Origin of the sequence: Streptomonospora arabica (genome assembly GCF_039531585.1) — a bacterium.
Classification (GTDB): domain Bacteria; phylum Actinomycetota; class Actinomycetes; order Streptosporangiales; family Streptosporangiaceae; genus Streptomonospora; species Streptomonospora halophila.
Map to the genome: position 1 here is coordinate 91691 of NZ_BAAAQI010000008.1, position 14320 is coordinate 106010.

14 protein-coding genes are annotated in these 14320 nt (G+C 75.3%); 4 read left to right on the forward strand and 10 right to left on the reverse strand.

The genetic code is table 11. The features are described 5' to 3' along the window. Positions 1–144: 144 nt before the first annotated feature. The 3 genes from ABD284_RS15080 to ABD284_RS15090 are packed head-to-tail and all read right to left on the reverse strand — an operon-like array spanning position 145 to position 1573. Positions 145–771, reverse strand: coding sequence for a dihydrofolate reductase family protein (locus ABD284_RS15080; protein WP_344143656.1), 627 nt, complete (start codon positions 769–771; stop codon positions 145–147). Then, positions 768–1238: an SRPBCC domain-containing protein gene (locus tag ABD284_RS15085; protein ID WP_344143658.1), complete on the reverse strand. Its 471-nt coding sequence runs from the start codon at positions 1236–1238 to the stop codon at positions 768–770. Before ABD284_RS15085 ends, ABD284_RS15080 begins: the two co-directional genes overlap by 4 nt. After that, positions 1235–1573: an ArsR/SmtB family transcription factor gene (locus ABD284_RS15090; RefSeq protein ID WP_344143661.1), complete on the reverse strand. Its 339-nt coding sequence runs from the start codon at positions 1571–1573 to the stop codon at positions 1235–1237. Before ABD284_RS15090 ends, ABD284_RS15085 begins: the two co-directional genes overlap by 4 nt. Positions 1574–1709: 136 nt before the next feature. Here ABD284_RS15090 and ABD284_RS15095 point away from each other — a divergent pair, with 136 nt between their 5' ends. Further along, complete coding sequence (locus ABD284_RS15095; protein WP_344143663.1) at positions 1710–2252, forward strand: MOSC domain-containing protein; 543 nt, start codon at positions 1710–1712, stop codon at positions 2250–2252. A 42-nt stretch (positions 2253–2294) separates the two neighbouring features. On the opposite strand, the gene ABD284_RS15100 is transcribed toward ABD284_RS15095, so the two are convergent. From ABD284_RS15100 to ABD284_RS15115, 4 genes are all read right to left on the reverse strand, one after another. Next, entirely contained in the window at positions 2295–3194 is a 900-nt protein-coding gene (locus ABD284_RS15100; protein WP_344143665.1) for a pentapeptide repeat-containing protein, read from the reverse strand. A gap of 231 nt (positions 3195–3425) precedes the next feature. Further along, entirely contained in the window at positions 3426–4292 is an 867-nt protein-coding gene (locus ABD284_RS15105) for a (2Fe-2S)-binding protein (RefSeq protein ID WP_344143667.1), read from the reverse strand. Between the two features lie 570 nt (positions 4293–4862). After that, positions 4863–5723 carry an ABC transporter permease gene (locus tag ABD284_RS15110; protein WP_344143670.1) on the reverse strand — a complete coding sequence of 287 codons (861 nt, stop codon included), beginning with the start codon at positions 5721–5723 and terminating at the stop codon, positions 4863–4865. Then, positions 5720–6733 carry an ATP-binding cassette domain-containing protein gene (locus tag ABD284_RS15115; protein WP_344143672.1) on the reverse strand — a complete coding sequence of 338 codons (1014 nt, stop codon included), beginning with the start codon at positions 6731–6733 and terminating at the stop codon, positions 5720–5722. The genes ABD284_RS15110 and ABD284_RS15115 overlap by 4 nt, the downstream gene beginning before the upstream one ends. A 374-nt stretch (positions 6734–7107) precedes the next feature. On the opposite strand from ABD284_RS15115, the gene ABD284_RS15120 reads away from it, so the two are divergent. Next, a complete protein-coding gene (locus ABD284_RS15120; RefSeq protein ID WP_344143674.1) occupies positions 7108–7938 on the forward strand; it encodes a TetR/AcrR family transcriptional regulator in 831 nt (276 codons plus the stop codon). Between the two features lie 244 nt (positions 7939–8182). Here ABD284_RS15120 and ABD284_RS15125 read toward each other — a convergent pair whose 3' ends face one another. The 3 genes from ABD284_RS15125 to ABD284_RS15135 form a co-directional block, all read right to left on the reverse strand. Continuing rightward, a complete protein-coding gene (locus ABD284_RS15125) occupies positions 8183–9361 on the reverse strand; it encodes a JmjC domain-containing protein (protein WP_344143676.1) in 1179 nt (392 codons plus the stop codon). Positions 9362–9758: 397 nt separating this feature from the next. Next, positions 9759–11972, reverse strand: coding sequence for a prolyl oligopeptidase family serine peptidase (locus tag ABD284_RS15130; protein ID WP_344143678.1), 2214 nt, complete (start codon positions 11970–11972; stop codon positions 9759–9761). Positions 11973–12302: 330 nt separating this feature from the next. After that, the gene (locus ABD284_RS15135; protein WP_344143680.1) at positions 12303–13046 is read right to left on the reverse strand and encodes a 4'-phosphopantetheinyl transferase family protein; all 744 of its coding nucleotides are present in this window, start codon (positions 13044–13046) and stop codon (positions 12303–12305) included. A 211-nt stretch (positions 13047–13257) separates the two neighbouring features. Between ABD284_RS15135 and ABD284_RS15140 the strand changes: the two genes are divergently transcribed. Both ABD284_RS15140 and ABD284_RS15145 read left to right on the forward strand, forming a co-directional pair. Further along, positions 13258–13428, forward strand: a complete 171-nt coding sequence (locus ABD284_RS15140; protein ID WP_344143682.1) for a hypothetical protein — start codon at positions 13258–13260, stop codon at positions 13426–13428. Positions 13429–13491: 63 nt separating this feature from the next. Then, positions 13492–14298 carry a DeoR/GlpR family DNA-binding transcription regulator gene (locus tag ABD284_RS15145; protein ID WP_344143685.1) on the forward strand — a complete coding sequence of 269 codons (807 nt, stop codon included), beginning with the start codon at positions 13492–13494 and terminating at the stop codon, positions 14296–14298. Positions 14299–14320 lie beyond the last annotated feature (22 nt).

Here is a 14320-nt window from a genome sequence, read left to right on the forward strand (position 1 = left end):
TCCGGGTCTCGTGCCGGGCAGCGCCCTTCGGCGTACTCCGGCGGTCACCGGAGCAGACTCGCGCGCCGGCCGGAACTCATCGCGGCAGGGGCGCCATTTGCCGGCCCGCACGGACCGCGGCGGGCCGGCGAGGGCGGGCGCGCCCTAGGCCACGCCGGTGACGCCCTCGTACTCGCCTTGGGGCGCTCGGCCGGTCACCTCGTATTCGAGGAGCAGCAGGCCGTTCGGCGTGGCCTCGTGGCGGAGCAGGCGCAGGCCGGACGGCTCGCCCGCGCCGGCGAGCAGCCGCCGTCCGGTCCGCAGGACGGCGGGGGCGACCACCAGGCGGAGCGTGTCGACCAGGCCCGCCGCGAGCAGCGCGTCGCCGAGCCGGGCGCTGCCGTGGATCTGGAGCTCTTGTCCCGGCTGTGCCTTGAGCCCGGCGACCGCCGGGACGGGATCGCCGCGCAGGACGGTCGTGGGGTGCCAGCTCCCCTCGGTGAGCGAGCTGGTCACGACGTACTTCGGCAGGGCGTTCATCCGCTCGGCGAACGGGTCGTCCGGGTCGGTGATCCGCGGCCAGTCGCGTGCGAACGCCTGGTAGGTCCGCCGCCCGAACAGCAGGCCGTCGGCGAGACCGAGCCAGTCGGAGGCGCGCTGGACGAACGCCCGGTCCATGTGGGGGACCAGCCAGCCGCCGCGGGTGAACGCGTCGCTGGTGTCCTCGTCCGGCGAGCCGGGGCCCTGGCTGACGCCGTCGAGCGTGACGAACTCGGTAAGGGCGAGCTTCATCGCGCGGCCTCCGCGTGTGCGGCCAGCTGGTCGGCGACCGTCCCCCAGCCTTCGGCGAAGCCGAGCTTCTCGTGCTGCGCGCGGGCGTCGGGCGCGCCGTGCCGGACGAGGATCCGGTAGTCCGTGCCCTCCGGGTGCTCGAACAGCGTGATCGTGGCGGTCATCGTGAACGGGACGCGGCCCGCGGGCCGCCACGTGCTGTCGATCGCGGTGGTGAACACGATCCGCTCGGGCTCGTCGACGGCCAGGAAGCAGGCGTCCAGGTGCGGGACGAACTCGGTCCCGTCGTCGCTCAGCCGCGTCACGAACGCTCCGCCGGGGTGCAGGTCCAGATGGTCCACCCTGCAGCGGGACGGGGCCGGGACCCACCACTGCTCGAGCCGGGACGGGTCGGTCCAGGCGCTCCACACGGTGGCGCGCGGCGCGCGGATGACGCGCTCCAGGCCGAGGTCGAGATCGGGATTCATTGGTGGTCCTCCTTCGGGTCGGTGACGAACCGCTCCAGGCGGTCGGTGCGCTCCTCCCAGATGCGGCGCTGCTCCGCGAGCCAGTCGTCGACGAGGGAGAGCCGTTCGCGGTTGAGCACGCAGGTGCGCACCCGGCCGGACTTGACCGTGCGGATGAGCCCGTTCGATTCGAGCGTGCGCACGTGCTTCATGAAGGAGGGGAGGGTCATCGGGAACCCGCCGGCGAGGTCGCCGACGCTCGTGGGGCCGTGACCGAGGCGCCGGACGACGGCGCGCCGGGTCGGGTCGGCGAGGGCGACGAGCACCCCGTCGAGCTGCTCCGAATACTGTGCCATGTGGCTAAGTATTGCTCACAGCAACGGTCCCCGCAAGGCCCGGGCCGCGGGAACCCGGGGCCGCTCGACGGCGGGCGCGCCCGACCGGCGTAGCATGCCGTCCGGCGGATCGGCGGACGGCGGCAGGAGGACGACGATGGCGGCGCACGTGGCGGCAGTGGGACGCAGCGCGGAGCACACCTTCAGCAAGCCGGCGGCGGAGTCCGTCCGCCTGCTGGAAGGACTCGGCGTCGAGGGGGACGCGCACATGGGTGTGACGGTCCGCCACCGTTCGCGGGTGGCGCGCGACCCCTCGCAGCCGAACCTGCGCCAGGTCCATCTGATCCCGGCCGAACTGCACGACGAGCTCCGGGAGTCCGGTTTCGACGTCCACCCCGGCGACCTGGGGGAGAACGTCACCACCCGCGGGATGGACCCGCTCGCACTGTCCGCGGGTACCCTGCTGTCGCTCGGCGCGGACGCGGTGGTCGAGGTCACCGGGCTGCGCAACCCCTGCACACAGATCGACGACTTCCGCAAGGGCGTGCTCGCGGCCGTCGTCGGCCGCGACGGCGACGGCGCGGTCGTGCTCAAGGCCGGTGTGATGGGCGTCGTGCGCGCATCCGGTGAGGTGCGCCCCGGCGACCCCATCGGTGTGCGCGCGCCCGAGGGCCCGCACCGCCCGCTGCAGCGCGTCTAGCGCCGCGGCCGCGGGGGGCGGTCGGAGGCGCCCCTCGACCCGTCACGAGCCGAAGCGGGCACGCCTGAGCACGGTCTCGCGGCTGAACGCCGCCCCACCGACCCGGGCGCCCCGGAACGTCACCTTCTCGCTGAAGCGCGTGCGGTTGAACGAGACCTCGCCGAAGTGCGCGCGGTCGAACGTCGTCCTCCGGCCGAACCGCGCGTATTCGAACGTGGCGCCCGCGTGGAACCGGGCTCCGGAGAACCAGCTCCACCCGGTGAAGTCCGCATCCTCGAACGTCGCGTCGCCGTGGAACCCCGCGTTCTGGAACGTGGCCTCGCCGTGGAACTCCGCGTCCTGGAAGTCGGCCTCTTCGGAGAAGCGTGCGCCGACGAACACGGCCCGGTCGTCGAACCGGGCGCCGTTGAACGACGCCCGGTCGTCGAACCGCGCCTCCCGGAACGCGGCCCGGCCGACACGGCACCCCGACATGTCCCAGCCGTGCAGGGAGGCTCCCTCCAGATCGAGGTGCATCCCGCTCCAGAACTCCGGGTCGCCCCTCCTGCTGCTTCTCGCCGGCCGCAGATGGGAGAGGAGCGTCTGCCGGGCGATGCGGGCGGCCTCGGCGCCGCGGTCGGATCCGCCGCCGTCGCGCAGGATGCGGCACAGGGTGTCGACGGCCTCCTGGCGGCGGCCCGGGTCGTCTTCGGCGGCGCGCTCCAGCGCCTGTATCTCGGCTGCCCGGTCGACGGGCTCGTCCGAGTGCGGTGGGCCGTGGTCCGCTTCGCCGGTCCCATTGCGTGCTGTGGCAGCCGACCGGAGGTTCAGCCCGAGCCCCATCGCCAGAATCACCAAGCCGATCATGGGGGGCGGGAGGGTTCCGTCGCTCGGCGCGAGCAGCGTCGCCCCCAACGAGGCCGCGCACACGACCAGGACCCGCCACCATCGCACCGCGGGCATCGGCTCTCCGTTTCGTCCGAGGCCGCACGGGATCCGCCGCAGTACGACTCCCAGGACGAAGCCGGCTCAGGGGGACGGGGGACGCGCGGACCGTGGTCGGGGCCCGCTGATCATACCGCCTCCGCCCCACTCCGCCCAGACGAAGCGGCAAGCCCCTTCTCCGGCCGCAGAGCCGGGCGCTCTGCGGCGCCCTGTCCGCCGGCGGGGGCGCCCTCCTGCCGGGCGCGGCGCCTACGGCGCCAGAGCGGGGTTGCGGATCCACTCCTGCAGCTCGGTGCGGCGGTCGTCGTCGCACTTGAGGGGGCACGTGGTGCAGAAGCCGTGCTCGGGGTCGCCCTTGTAGTCGAAGCAGCAGGTCCCGCGCACCGCCCAGGTGCCGCGCGGGTGGTCCTCGTAGAAGGGGAACAGCCGCGGGCGCGCCCGCGTGACAGCCCCCGCCTCGATCAGCGCGTCGCCGAGCTCCCCGGCGCGCCGCCACGCGGCCTCGGCGTCGCGGCCCAGGAACCGCGCCGGGTTGAGCATGTAGAAGTGCTGGGTGTCGAGCACCCATCCCCACAGTGTGCGCAGTCCCACGCGCGTGTGGTCGTGCAGCGCGTCGATGATCGGCGAGAACGTGCGCACCAGGTGGCGGGCCGCGATGGCGTTCAGGGCCGCCTCGTCGGGCACGACCACCGCGTCGGGGTGGCCGGCCGCGGGGTCGTCCGGCAGGACGGCCATGTGTGCGCTGGTGATGGTGGGAGCGCCGAACGCCGAGGTGGACAGCCACGGGAACCACAGGCGGCGCTCGTCCAGCAGCGCGGCCCGGCCGGTGAGGTAGATGCCCGCCGAGACCAGGAAGATGGGCTCGCGCAGCAGCGAGCGCATGAAGTGGGTGGCGGCCGGGAGCTTGTGTCCGGGCCCGTGCTGGGCGGTGAGCTGGTGGAACAGGGCGCCCACCGCGCCCTCGGCGACCATCAGGTCGGTGCGGTACCAGTGCTCGGTGGCCGGGTGCTCGCGCATGGACTGCACCGTCGTGGTCCGCACGTCGGGCAGCGGCGCGAACTTCAGCGGCCGACAGGCGTCGATCACCGCTTGCAGCGGAGCCTGTTCACCGGCCATGCGGCCTCAGCCAACCTTCCTGCACCGCGTCGGAGACGTGCGGCTCCGGCGCGTAGACGCGTCGCACGAATGCCGCCGAGCTGGGACGACGGAGTTGATCACCGTTCTTTAGATGAGGCTACCCTAATGGGCAGCGACGCAGCAACGAGCGCCCCGCGCCCCGCGGTCCGCTCACGGGCGGGCGGCCGGGGATCGGGCCTGTCAGAGCGCCCGTCCAGCAGGGTCTCCGAGGCGTGGCCTACCGCGCACGGTGCCCGCTCCGGGCGCTCATCCGCGGCCAATCGCTCCTTCGGCCGCTCCGCCGCCCGCATCCCTGCGGGGTGCGGAGGCGGCCGCGCCGGGCGTACTGCGCGAGCAGCGGCGCGGGGGCGCGGGCGGCGGCCGGTTCCGGCCCGGTCGAAAGACCCGAAGGACCCCGGGCGGGACGGTGTCCGGGTGTGCGGCTCGACGCGGTGCCTCCAGCGGCCCCGCGCAGGTCGACAGCATCGCGTTGACCACGGCGGCGCGCATCCGGTCGTCCACCGGATGCCCGCGGTCGGGGCGATGGTCAGGACGGCACCGCGCCCGTTCTCAGCGGTTCAGCCGGCGGAAGCGGGCCACCGCCGGCGGCACGCACACCGCCAGGATCGCCAGCGGCCAGACCACCGACATCAGCAGCGGGTGCTGGGCCACCCAGCTTTCGCCGCCGACCCCCGGGTTGCCGAACAGCTCGCGCGCGGCGTTGACCACCGAGGACACCGGGTTCCACTCGGCGACCGCCGCCACGGGGGCGGGCATCAGCCGCGGCGGCGTGAAGGTCGTCGAGAGCACCCCCAGCGGGAAGGCCAGCGGGTAGACGACGAGCCCGACGAGGCTGGGATTGCGCACCGCCAGGCCCAGGTAGATGCCCACCCAGGTCATCGCGAAGCGGAAGAGCAGCACCAGCCCGATCGCCTGCAGGGCCTCGCCCCCGGTGCCCTGCCAGTTCCAGCCGATGAGCAGGCCGCAGCCGATCAGCACGCCCGTCTCCAGCAGTGCCCGCAGCATGTCCGCGGCCGCGCGTCCGGTCAGCAGCGCCGAGGAGGCCATGGGCATCGAGCGGAACCGGCCGATCACCGCCTTGTCGGCGTCCTGGGCGACCCCGGTGGCGGTGGCCGAGACCGAGTACAGCATCGCCATGACGAAGATGCCCGGCATCAGGAAGGCGCGGAAGCCCTCGGACCCGCCGGTGCCGGGATGTGCCATGCCCTCGCCGAACACGTAGCCGAACACCAGCACCATCATCAGCGGGATGCACAGGCTCAGCAGCACTTCGGCGGGGGCCCGGACATCGTGCTGGAGGTTGCGCACCGTCATGACCCAGCCGTGGTCCAGCGCCCGGCGCAGGCCCCCGCCGGAGGGGAAGGCGGGAGCCGCCGCCGGCGCGGCGGCGCGGGGCGGTGCGGCGGTCATGCGGGCACCTCCTCGCCCGCCGCGTGCGCGGGTGCGGCGGGGCTGCCGGGGGCGCTCGGGTTGCCGGGGCGCCCGGTCAGGCCCAGGAAGACGTCGTCCAACGTGGGGCGGCGCAGTCCGATGTCCTCCACGGCGAGCCCGGCGGCGTCCAGCTCCCGCACGATGCCGGTGAGCACCCCGACCCGTGCGGAGCCCGCCACCGCGACGCTGACGCGCAGGTCGTCGGTGTGCACCTGCGGTTGGCCGCCGCCGCCGCGCGCGGCCGCGGCGGCGACGGCGGCCAGGTCGTCGGCCCGGGCCGCCACGACGTCCACGTGGTCGCCGCCGACCCGCGACTTGAGCTGGGCGGCGGTGCCCTCGGCGATCACGGCACCGGAGTCGATGACCGCGACGCGGTCGGCGAGCCGGTCGGCCTCCTCCAGGTACTGGGTGCTCAGCAGCACGGTGGTGCCCGCACCCACCAGCGCGCGCACCGAGTCCCACACCTCGTTGCGGCTGCGCGGGTCCAGCCCGGTGGTGGGCTCGTCCAGGAAGAGCACCTCGGGGTCGCGGGTGAGGCTCGCGGCTAGGTCGAGCCGCCGCCGCATCCCGCCGGAGTAGCCGCGGGCCCGGCGGCGGGCGGCGCCGACCAGACCGAAGCGCTCCAGCAGCTCGTCGGCCCGGCGGCGCGCTGCGGCGGCGCCGAGCCCGTTGAGCCGCCCGAACATCACCAGGTTGGCCCGCCCGGTGAGCAGCTCGTCGACGGCGGCGTGCTGGCCGGTCAACCCGATGCGCTCGCGGACGCGGTCGGGCTCGCGGGCGACGTCGAACCCGGCGATGCGGGCGCTTCCCGCATCGGGCCGGCGCAGCGTCGCCAGGATCTCGACAGCGGTGGTCTTTCCGGCGCCGTTGGGGCCCAGCAGAGCCAGCACGCTTCCGCGCGGCACCGCGAGGTCGAAGCCGTCCAGTGCCTGCGCGGTGCCGTAGCGCTTGCGCAGTCCGGCGGCACTGATCACGAGATCGTCCGTCATGGCGCCCTCCTCTCTCTGTGTATGCCACACACTAATTAGTGTATTGAATACACTGTTCGTGGCGCGGTCAACCCCGGAGGGGTGGAGGGGCGGCTGGTGTCGGCGCCGCGAGCAGGGCAGGGGTCCTCACCCGCCCTGAAGGCCGCATCCGGCCAGTGGCCGCGAACCCCGAAGGGCGGTGGACGCCCCCTCCGCCGATGTCCCCGCCCGCCCGCCCGCGCCGCAGGGCGCGGAGGCGCGGTCAGCCGTGGCGTCGGGCGGGCTCGGGGCGTGGGAGGCGGCGATGGCCGGGCTCGCGCGGGAGCGCGGCGGGGAGCGGGGGGAGGCCGCGGTTCTAGGATGGGGGCCACGCGAGCGGACGATGGGGCGAAGCGATGGCGACAAGCGGCGGCGAGTGGGCCGACGGGAGCCCGGAGGGCGAGCGGCGCCTGGAGCTGCTGTGGCGGGTGGCCGACCGGCCCCGCCGGGGCCCGCGGCCGGGGCTGAGCCTGGACGCGATCGTCGCCGCGGCCGTGGGGCTCGCCGACGCCGAAGGGCTCGGTGCGGTGTCGATGCAGCGCGTGGCCGCCGAACTGGGCTACACCACGATGTCGCTGTACCGCTACGTGTCGAGCAAGGAGCAGCTCGTCGAGCTGATGGCCGACGACGCGCTGGGCGAGCCCCCCGCGCCGGAGGCGGCCGACTGGCGCGCGCGGCTGGAGGAGGTCTCGCGCGCGCTGGTCGCGGTCTACCGGAACCGCCCCTGGCTGCTGGGGGTGGAGATCTCGGGCCCGCCGGAGGGGCCCAATCAGCTGTCCTGGTTCGAGGCGTACCTGGAGACCCTCGCGGAGGCGGAACTGCCCGGCTATGAGCGCGTCGCCGTGGTCCTGTTCATCGATGGAGCCGTGCGCGAGATCGCCCGCATCGCCGTCCAGGTCGAGGGCGCCCGGCGGGCCGGCGGCGTCAGCGACGACGCGGCGGGCGCGGTCTACGCCTCCGTCCTGCGCCGCTTCGCCGTCCCGGAGCGCTACCCCAACATCGCCGCCCTGGCCGCTGAAGGCGTCTTCGACCCCGAACCGCCGGGGCGTGGCGCTACCCGCGGCGCCGACTGGGGGCTGGTGGACGCGATGGGCACCGACATCGCCTTCGGGCTGCACCGCCTGCTCGACGGTGTGGAAGCGTACGCGAGCGGCCGGACACGGCCCGCAACCCGCGGAAAGGCGTGAGGGCCGCCGCTTCGCGGCGGCCGGTCATGCGCTTGCGGCGCTACTCCGGGGCGCTCCCGGCCTTCCCGGTTCCGGGGCGCGGCGCGGCCGCTCCGCCGGCCGCCGGGCCGGGCGTCGTCGGAGGGCGGAGGTCCGGTGCCACCTGGCGGAGACGCTGCACACCGCAGGGTCCCGGCGGGGCGGAGGCCGGGGCGGACGGTCGCTCCCTCGCCACCGCCTCACCCCGCCGGGCGGGCCGGGCGGATCAGCGCAGCAGGACCAGGTGGTGGCGCACCAGCGCGCGCAGGACCGCGGCCGTGGCCTCGATCGGGGTGCCGGAGTCCTCGGCCAGCTCGGCGACCGTCGTGCGCGGCCGGCGGGCGAGTGCGTTCAGTACGGGCTCGGCCGCCGCCGGGAGCCGGTAGCGCTTGCCCGAGACCGTGACCGCCACCTGCTCACCCTCGCGTTTCACGGGCGGGGGCAGGATCGGCACGAACTCGACCCGCGTGTGGGCCTGCGGCGCCGCGCCGTCGACCGCCCAGGGCAGCGCGAAGGACTGGCGCCGCGGGAAGCGGGCGTCGTGCTCGGCGAGGAAGCCGTCGACATCGTGCTCCTCGGCGGCGTCGGCGAGCCGGCGGATCAGCTCGTGCTGGTGCTTGCGGCGGTCCTCCGCCGAGCCGAAGCGCGGCAGGTCGGCCCGGAAGAAATCTACGTCGTAAAGGTGCTGCAGGAGCGAGCGCGCCCAGTCGATCCCCGTCGCACGGGTGAATCCGAACGTCAGGTGCATGCTGACGTCCCCGGTTCCCTTGACCGTGTGCCACCACCCGCGCGGCACGTGCAGCACGTGCCCGGGCGAGAGGACGCCCTCCCACACGGTGCCCTCCGGCGCGCCGTGGCCGTGGTCGGAGTCGACCTTCATGGGGTGCCGGCGGCTGCCGGGTCCGTGCACCTGCCAGGACTTCGTGCCCTCGACCTGGATGACGAAGGTGTCGTGGTCGTCCCAATGGGTGTCGAAGCCGTGGGAGTCGCCCCAGATCAGATAGAGGTTCACCTGCGCGCGCTCGCGCACCAGGCGCATCAGGTCGTCGGTGGCCTCGCGGACGGGCGGGTGCAGCCGGTCGACGGCGTCCAGCACCAGGCTCGCGCCGTCGCGCAGTTCGCGGTAGAGCCCGTCCGGGCGGATCACCGTGCGCTCGGCGCCCGAAGTGCGGCCGGTGTCGGTGTAGCGCGACGCGGGCACCGGCGCGCCCTTGCGGTGCAGGCGCAGGCGCGGAGGCTCCAGCGCGCAGCGGGCCAGGATGTCGTTGAGCGCCGCGAAGTCCAGCAGCGGGCGGACGGTCTCGGCGCCGAGGTCGGCGAAGACGACGTCCTCGGACAGCCGCGTGGAGAGCAGGTCCTCGCCCACGGCGGCGCACAGTGTCTCGGTGAACAGGCGGTCGGTCACGTCGGAGGCCTCCACTGCGGCGGGTCGCGGCGGGCCGCCGGAGGCGGTCGACGCGCTCCGGCGGCCTGCCGACGGCGGATGGGTTACGCCGGCGGCGTCTGTCAGATGAAGTCGGAGCTGGAGTCGGTGCCGTCGTTGTCGCCGCCCGCGGTGATGTCGCGCGACGTGACCTCGGTCAGCTCCTCGACCTCGATGTCGATCTCGTAGGCGTCCATGGCGTCTCCTGTTCCGTGTTGGCGTTGGGTACCCGGTGCCCGCCCACCGGCCGGGACGCCCCGGCCGCGCCCTCGGGCGCGGGGCGGCACACCGCCAGCCCCCGTATCGGGGGAGGCGCGCCGCCCCCGCGCTGCGCTGCGCGGGGGCGCGGCCGCCTGCGGCGGCCGCATGTCTGCACAACTCATGTCGCCTCCCGGCGCCGCGGCGATCCGCCGCCCGCCGGTGCCGCGGCCGCCGCGGGCGGCCGATCGAGCCCGGTCTCGGCGGCGGCGAACGCGTGCGCGTCGGCCGCCAGCTCGATGGCCTTGGTCACCGCACGCGGGCCGTGGCCGACATCGCGCTCGTACCGCAGCAGCGCGGGGCGCTCGGACTCCCCGTGGTGCAGCAGTGCGGCGCACATCTTGCGCGGATGCGCGGCGTCGGTCCGGGTGTCGCCGTGGAACCCGGTGAGCAGTACCGCCGGGCGCTCCGCTGCGCCGTCGGCCAGGACGCGGTGGTAGGGGGAGTAGGACATGAGCGCGGCGAAGTCCTGCGGGTCGGCCGCCGTGCCGAACTCGCGGATCCACAGCGGCCCCAGCCCCAGCCGCTCGAACCGCGCCATGTCGGCCAGCGGGGCCGAGGCGATGACGGCGCCGCACAGGTCAGGCCGCCGGGCCGCCGCCGCGAGGACCAGCAGCCCGCCGGCCGAGCCGCCCGACAGGCACAGCTGGTCGCGGGCGCAGGCGCCCTCGGCGACGAGGGAGTCGGCCGCGGCGACGAGGTCGTCGACCGCGCGGGGCTTGCCGCGGCGGGCGCCGCGCAGGTGCCACTGCCGGCCGAGGTCGCCGCCGCCCCGCACGTGGGCGACCGCGTAGCGGCCGCCGGACATCAGCCAGGCCAGCACCGTGGCGCTGAACCCGAACTGGCGGGGGCGCCCGAACCCGCCGTAGGCGTGCAGGATGGTGGGTCCCGGATCGCCGGGCGCAGGCGCGCCCGCGCCCGCGTCGGGCGGCTCCTCGGCGGTGAACAGGGTGATCGGGACGAGCGTGCCGTCGGCCGAGCGGCACCGCAGCGTGCGGCGGCGCACCGGGGTCGGCGGGCGCGGACGCGCGGCGCGGGGCCAGGGCCGCGGACGGGCGGCGCCCGGGTCGAGCACCAGGACCTCCTGCTGGGTGGCCACGTCGGCGTAGCACAGGTGCGCCCCGGCGCCGGGACCCTCGCCCGCGGGCTCCAGCCGGGTGACCATGCCCTCGCCGGGCAGGTCGACGCGGCGCAGCAGGCCGCCGTCGGCGGCGCTGTGCGCGGTCAGCTCGCTGATCCCCAACCGCGTACGGGCGACGAGCAGTTCGGGGTGCTCAGCGGTGCCGGTGGCGGTGAAGCCGTCGAGGGTGGCCTCGGGGTCCTCGCCGACCACCTGGCGCCAGTGGCCGGTGCCGGGCCTGCGGGGGTCGGCGGCGCAGATGCGGCGCCGCTCGGCGCCCAGTGTGGTGCGCAGGTACAGCAGGCCGTCCGGTCCGAGCTCGGGCTGGGTCTCAGCCTCCTCGCCCGCGTGGACGGTGCGCCACCGCGGGTGCTCCAACCGCGCGCCGCCGGCATCGGAGCCGTTCGGGGCGAGGTCGGCTATCCAGAGGTCGTTGCGGTGCCCGGTGCCGTGGCTCTCGGAGACCACCAGCCAGCGCCCGCCGAGCAGCCGCACGCCGGGAACCGTGCGCGGGCCGCCGCACGCGCGCACCAGGGCGTCCGGGCCGCCGCCGGCGGGCGCCACCCGGTGCAGCCACACCCCGCGGCGGCCGTCGCCGTCGTCCCGGCGCACGTAGTAGAAGGCCGCAGAGCCCACCCAGGCGACGTTGGAGTAGCGCACCCCCTCGATCGGGTCCTCGACCTGGAGCCCGGTCGCCGCCGAGAGCACGCGCAGTGTTCCGCGCTCGGTGCCGCCGGAGGAGGTCTGCACGGCGACGCGCTCGCCGTCGGGGGAGGGCTCCCAGGAGTCCAGGGTGGTGCCGCCGCCGGGGCCGAAGGCGTGCGGGTCGAAGACGACGCGCGCGCGCTCCCCGGGGGCACCGCGGTCGGGATCGTCCGCCTCTGCGGTGTCGTCGAACGCGACGACGGCGGGGTGGTCGCCCCCGGCGGGGCGCCGGGTGGCGAAGACGCGGCCGCCGCGCCGCAACGGCGGTGTCCACAGCTCGGCGGCGACCAGGTCGCGGATGCGCTCGGCCAGCGGCGTGCGCAGCGGCCAGTTCTCGGCGGCGGCCGCGAACTCGCGCCCGCGCTCGGCGAGCCAGGCGCGGGTGGCGGGGGAGTCGGGGTCCTCCAGCCAGCGGTAGGGGTCGGCGACGGGCGTTCCGTGGAGGGTCTCGACGCAGGGCGGCGCCCGGCCGTCGCCGCGGGCGATCCCGTGGTGGGCGGCCGTGCTCACCGGGAACCGAGGGGTCGGGGATCGCGGAGGGCGGGTGCATGAGCCATGCCAGAGCCACGGATGCGCACGTCTACATGGTTCAGAAGGGCTCGATGGCCGGTCAAGGTAGTCATGGCTGACCGTCGATCACGCGAATACAGCCACCGCGCCAGGTTTGGCGGCGAAAGGTCGGCGCGTGCGGTCGGGTGTCGCGCAGCCGCGCCGCCCGGCTCGCCCCCGCGGCGCCCCCGGCGCCCGGCTCGACCGCGGGCACGCGGTGCTGCGACGTGCCTCCGGTGGGGGCGGGTGGTTCCCGTTCCCACCGGGACCGCAGGAGACCGGGGCGGCCGGTCAGCGCCGCACGGCCCCCAGGAGGGCGGCGGTGTCGCCGGTGTCCGTGGTGAGCGGGGCGGGGGTCAAAGCCGCCAGGGCCGCGCGGTAGCCGGGTCCGGCGTCGAGGTCGGTGAGCCGGACGTGCTCGGGTGCGTCGGGGGAGTCCCACGCGAGAACCCCGGCCGGCTCGAAGGGACCGCTGACCCCCACGGCGGCCAGGCCGCCGGAGAGTCCGTCGCCGGTGGCCTTGAGCAGCGCCTCCTTGCGCGCCCAGTAGCCGAAGAACCCCTCGGTGCGCCGGTCGCCGGGCACCCGGTCCAGGTCGCCGCGCTCGGCCGGGCTCAGGCAGTAGTCGACGAGCCCGTCGGTGTCGCGGTCGGCCGAGACCTGCTCGACGTCGGCGCCCACGGCCACCCCGTGCGCGAGCGCGAGCAGGACGCGCTCGCCGGAGTGGCTGATGGAGATCTCCAGCCCGGCCGCCGCGCCCGCCGGACGCGGCTTGCCGTGCGGCTCGGGGCGCGGGTCGGGACGGCGCTCGCAGGAGCGGCAGTGCAGTGTGAAGGCGACCTCCGCGGGCTCGCAGCCCGCCTCGCGGGCCAGCGCCAGGCGGGCCAGCGCGTGGGCCACCAGGTAGCGGTCGCGGTCGGCGCGGGCGCGGAAGCGGGCGTGGCGTTCGCGCTCCTCGGGGTCGAGCAGGTCGAGGAGCGCGGGGGAGGCGTCGTCGGGGGAGGCCCACCACAGCCGGCACGTCAGCGCAGTCACCCCTCCATTCTGTCCGGTCGGCGCCACCCGCGCACACGGGCCGCCGCGCCGCGGCCGGCGCCGGCCGCGCCCGGCGACACGCCGCGCAACCGGCCGCGCCGAACGGGCATGAAAACGTTCGCGACCGGGCATCGAACGGGTGACTCCTCAGGTGAGGGCGGTACCCGAGCCGCGGGGTCGCCGGTCAGCCCGCTCGCCAGGGAGGCCCCCCGTGTCCGTCATGGTGCTGTTCGGTATCGCGACACTGGCCGTACTCGGCCTGCTGATCGCCGTCTTCGTCGTCGTCTTCGTCGTCCGCGGCCCGTCGCTGGAGGACGACCCCCCCGCTGACGATGACACCATCGACGAGACCTTCCACACCCACGGAGTGCATATGGGCTGACCCCGGCGGCTCTATCATCGGAGCGCACGGCCCCCCAGCCAGCACCGGAGATGGAGTTTCCCCATGGCAGACGAGACCAGGCCGGCGTTCGCGGCCGAGCGCCGGGAGAGGATCCTGGAGCTGGTGCGGGCCAACGGCGCCATGGCGCTGCGCGAGATCGCCTCGCGCGTGCGCGCATCCGAGGTCACCGTGCGCCGCGACGTGCGCGCGCTGGAGGCCGAGGGCCTGATCGACCGCCGCCGGGGCGGCGCCGCGCTGCCGGGGCGCCTGGGCTACGAGCAGAGCTACACGCAGAAGAGCGGCCAGGCCGCCCCGGAGAAGCTCGCGATCGCGGCGGCCGCGGCGCGGCTCGTCGAGGACGACGACGCCGTCGTGCTGGGGCCGGGCACCACCACCGAGGCGCTGGCCCGCGAACTCGTCGGCCGGCAGAACCTCACCGTGGTGACCAACTCGCTGCTGGTGGCCGAGGTCCTCGCCTCGGCGCCGGGCGTCGAGGTGGTGATGACGGGCGGCACGCTGCGCGGTCCCATCCGCGCGCTCGTGGGCACCGCCGCCGAGCAGGCGCTGTCGGGGCTGCGTGTGCGGTTGGCCTTCGTCTCCGGCAACGGCGTCACCGCCGAGCGCGGCCTGAGCACCCCCAACCCGGCCGTGGCCAGCGTCGACCGCGCCCTGGTCGCCTGCGCCCAGGAGGTCGTCGTGCTCGCCGACCACACCAAGATCGGCGCCGACACCATGGTCCAGACCGTGCCGTCCGAGCACGTCGCGCACCTGATCACCGACAACCACGCCGACCCCGAGGTGCTGATGACGCTGGAGGACATGGGCACCCTCGTGCACGTGGCGGTGCTGGAGGTCGACCGGGGAGAATAGGCTGCGGGCCCTCGGGTGGTGT

Bases quoted from the DNA above. Each gene is read 5' to 3' on its own strand.
- ABD284_RS15080 (WP_344143656.1), bottom strand. From the start codon at position 771: ATGAAGCTCGCCCTTACCGAGTTCGTCACGCTCGACGGCGTCAGCCAG.
- ABD284_RS15085 (WP_344143658.1), bottom strand. From the start codon at position 1,238: ATGAATCCCGATCTCGACCTCGGCCTGGAGCGCGTCATCCGCGCGCCG.
- ABD284_RS15090 (WP_344143661.1), bottom strand. From the start codon at position 1,573: ATGGCACAGTATTCGGAGCAGCTCGACGGGGTGCTCGTCGCCCTCGCC.
- ABD284_RS15095 (WP_344143663.1), top strand. From the start codon at position 1,710: ATGGCGGCGCACGTGGCGGCAGTGGGACGCAGCGCGGAGCACACCTTC.
- ABD284_RS15100 (WP_344143665.1), bottom strand. From the start codon at position 3,194: ATGCCCGCGGTGCGATGGTGGCGGGTCCTGGTCGTGTGCGCGGCCTCG.
- ABD284_RS15105 (WP_344143667.1), bottom strand. From the start codon at position 4,292: ATGGCCGGTGAACAGGCTCCGCTGCAAGCGGTGATCGACGCCTGTCGG.
- ABD284_RS15110 (WP_344143670.1), bottom strand. From the start codon at position 5,723: ATGACCGCCGCACCGCCCCGCGCCGCCGCGCCGGCGGCGGCTCCCGCC.
- ABD284_RS15115 (WP_344143672.1), bottom strand. From the start codon at position 6,733: ATGACGGACGATCTCGTGATCAGTGCCGCCGGACTGCGCAAGCGCTAC.
- ABD284_RS15120 (WP_344143674.1), top strand. From the start codon at position 7,108: ATGGCGACAAGCGGCGGCGAGTGGGCCGACGGGAGCCCGGAGGGCGAG.
- ABD284_RS15145 (WP_344143685.1), top strand. From the start codon at position 13,492: ATGGCAGACGAGACCAGGCCGGCGTTCGCGGCCGAGCGCCGGGAGAGG.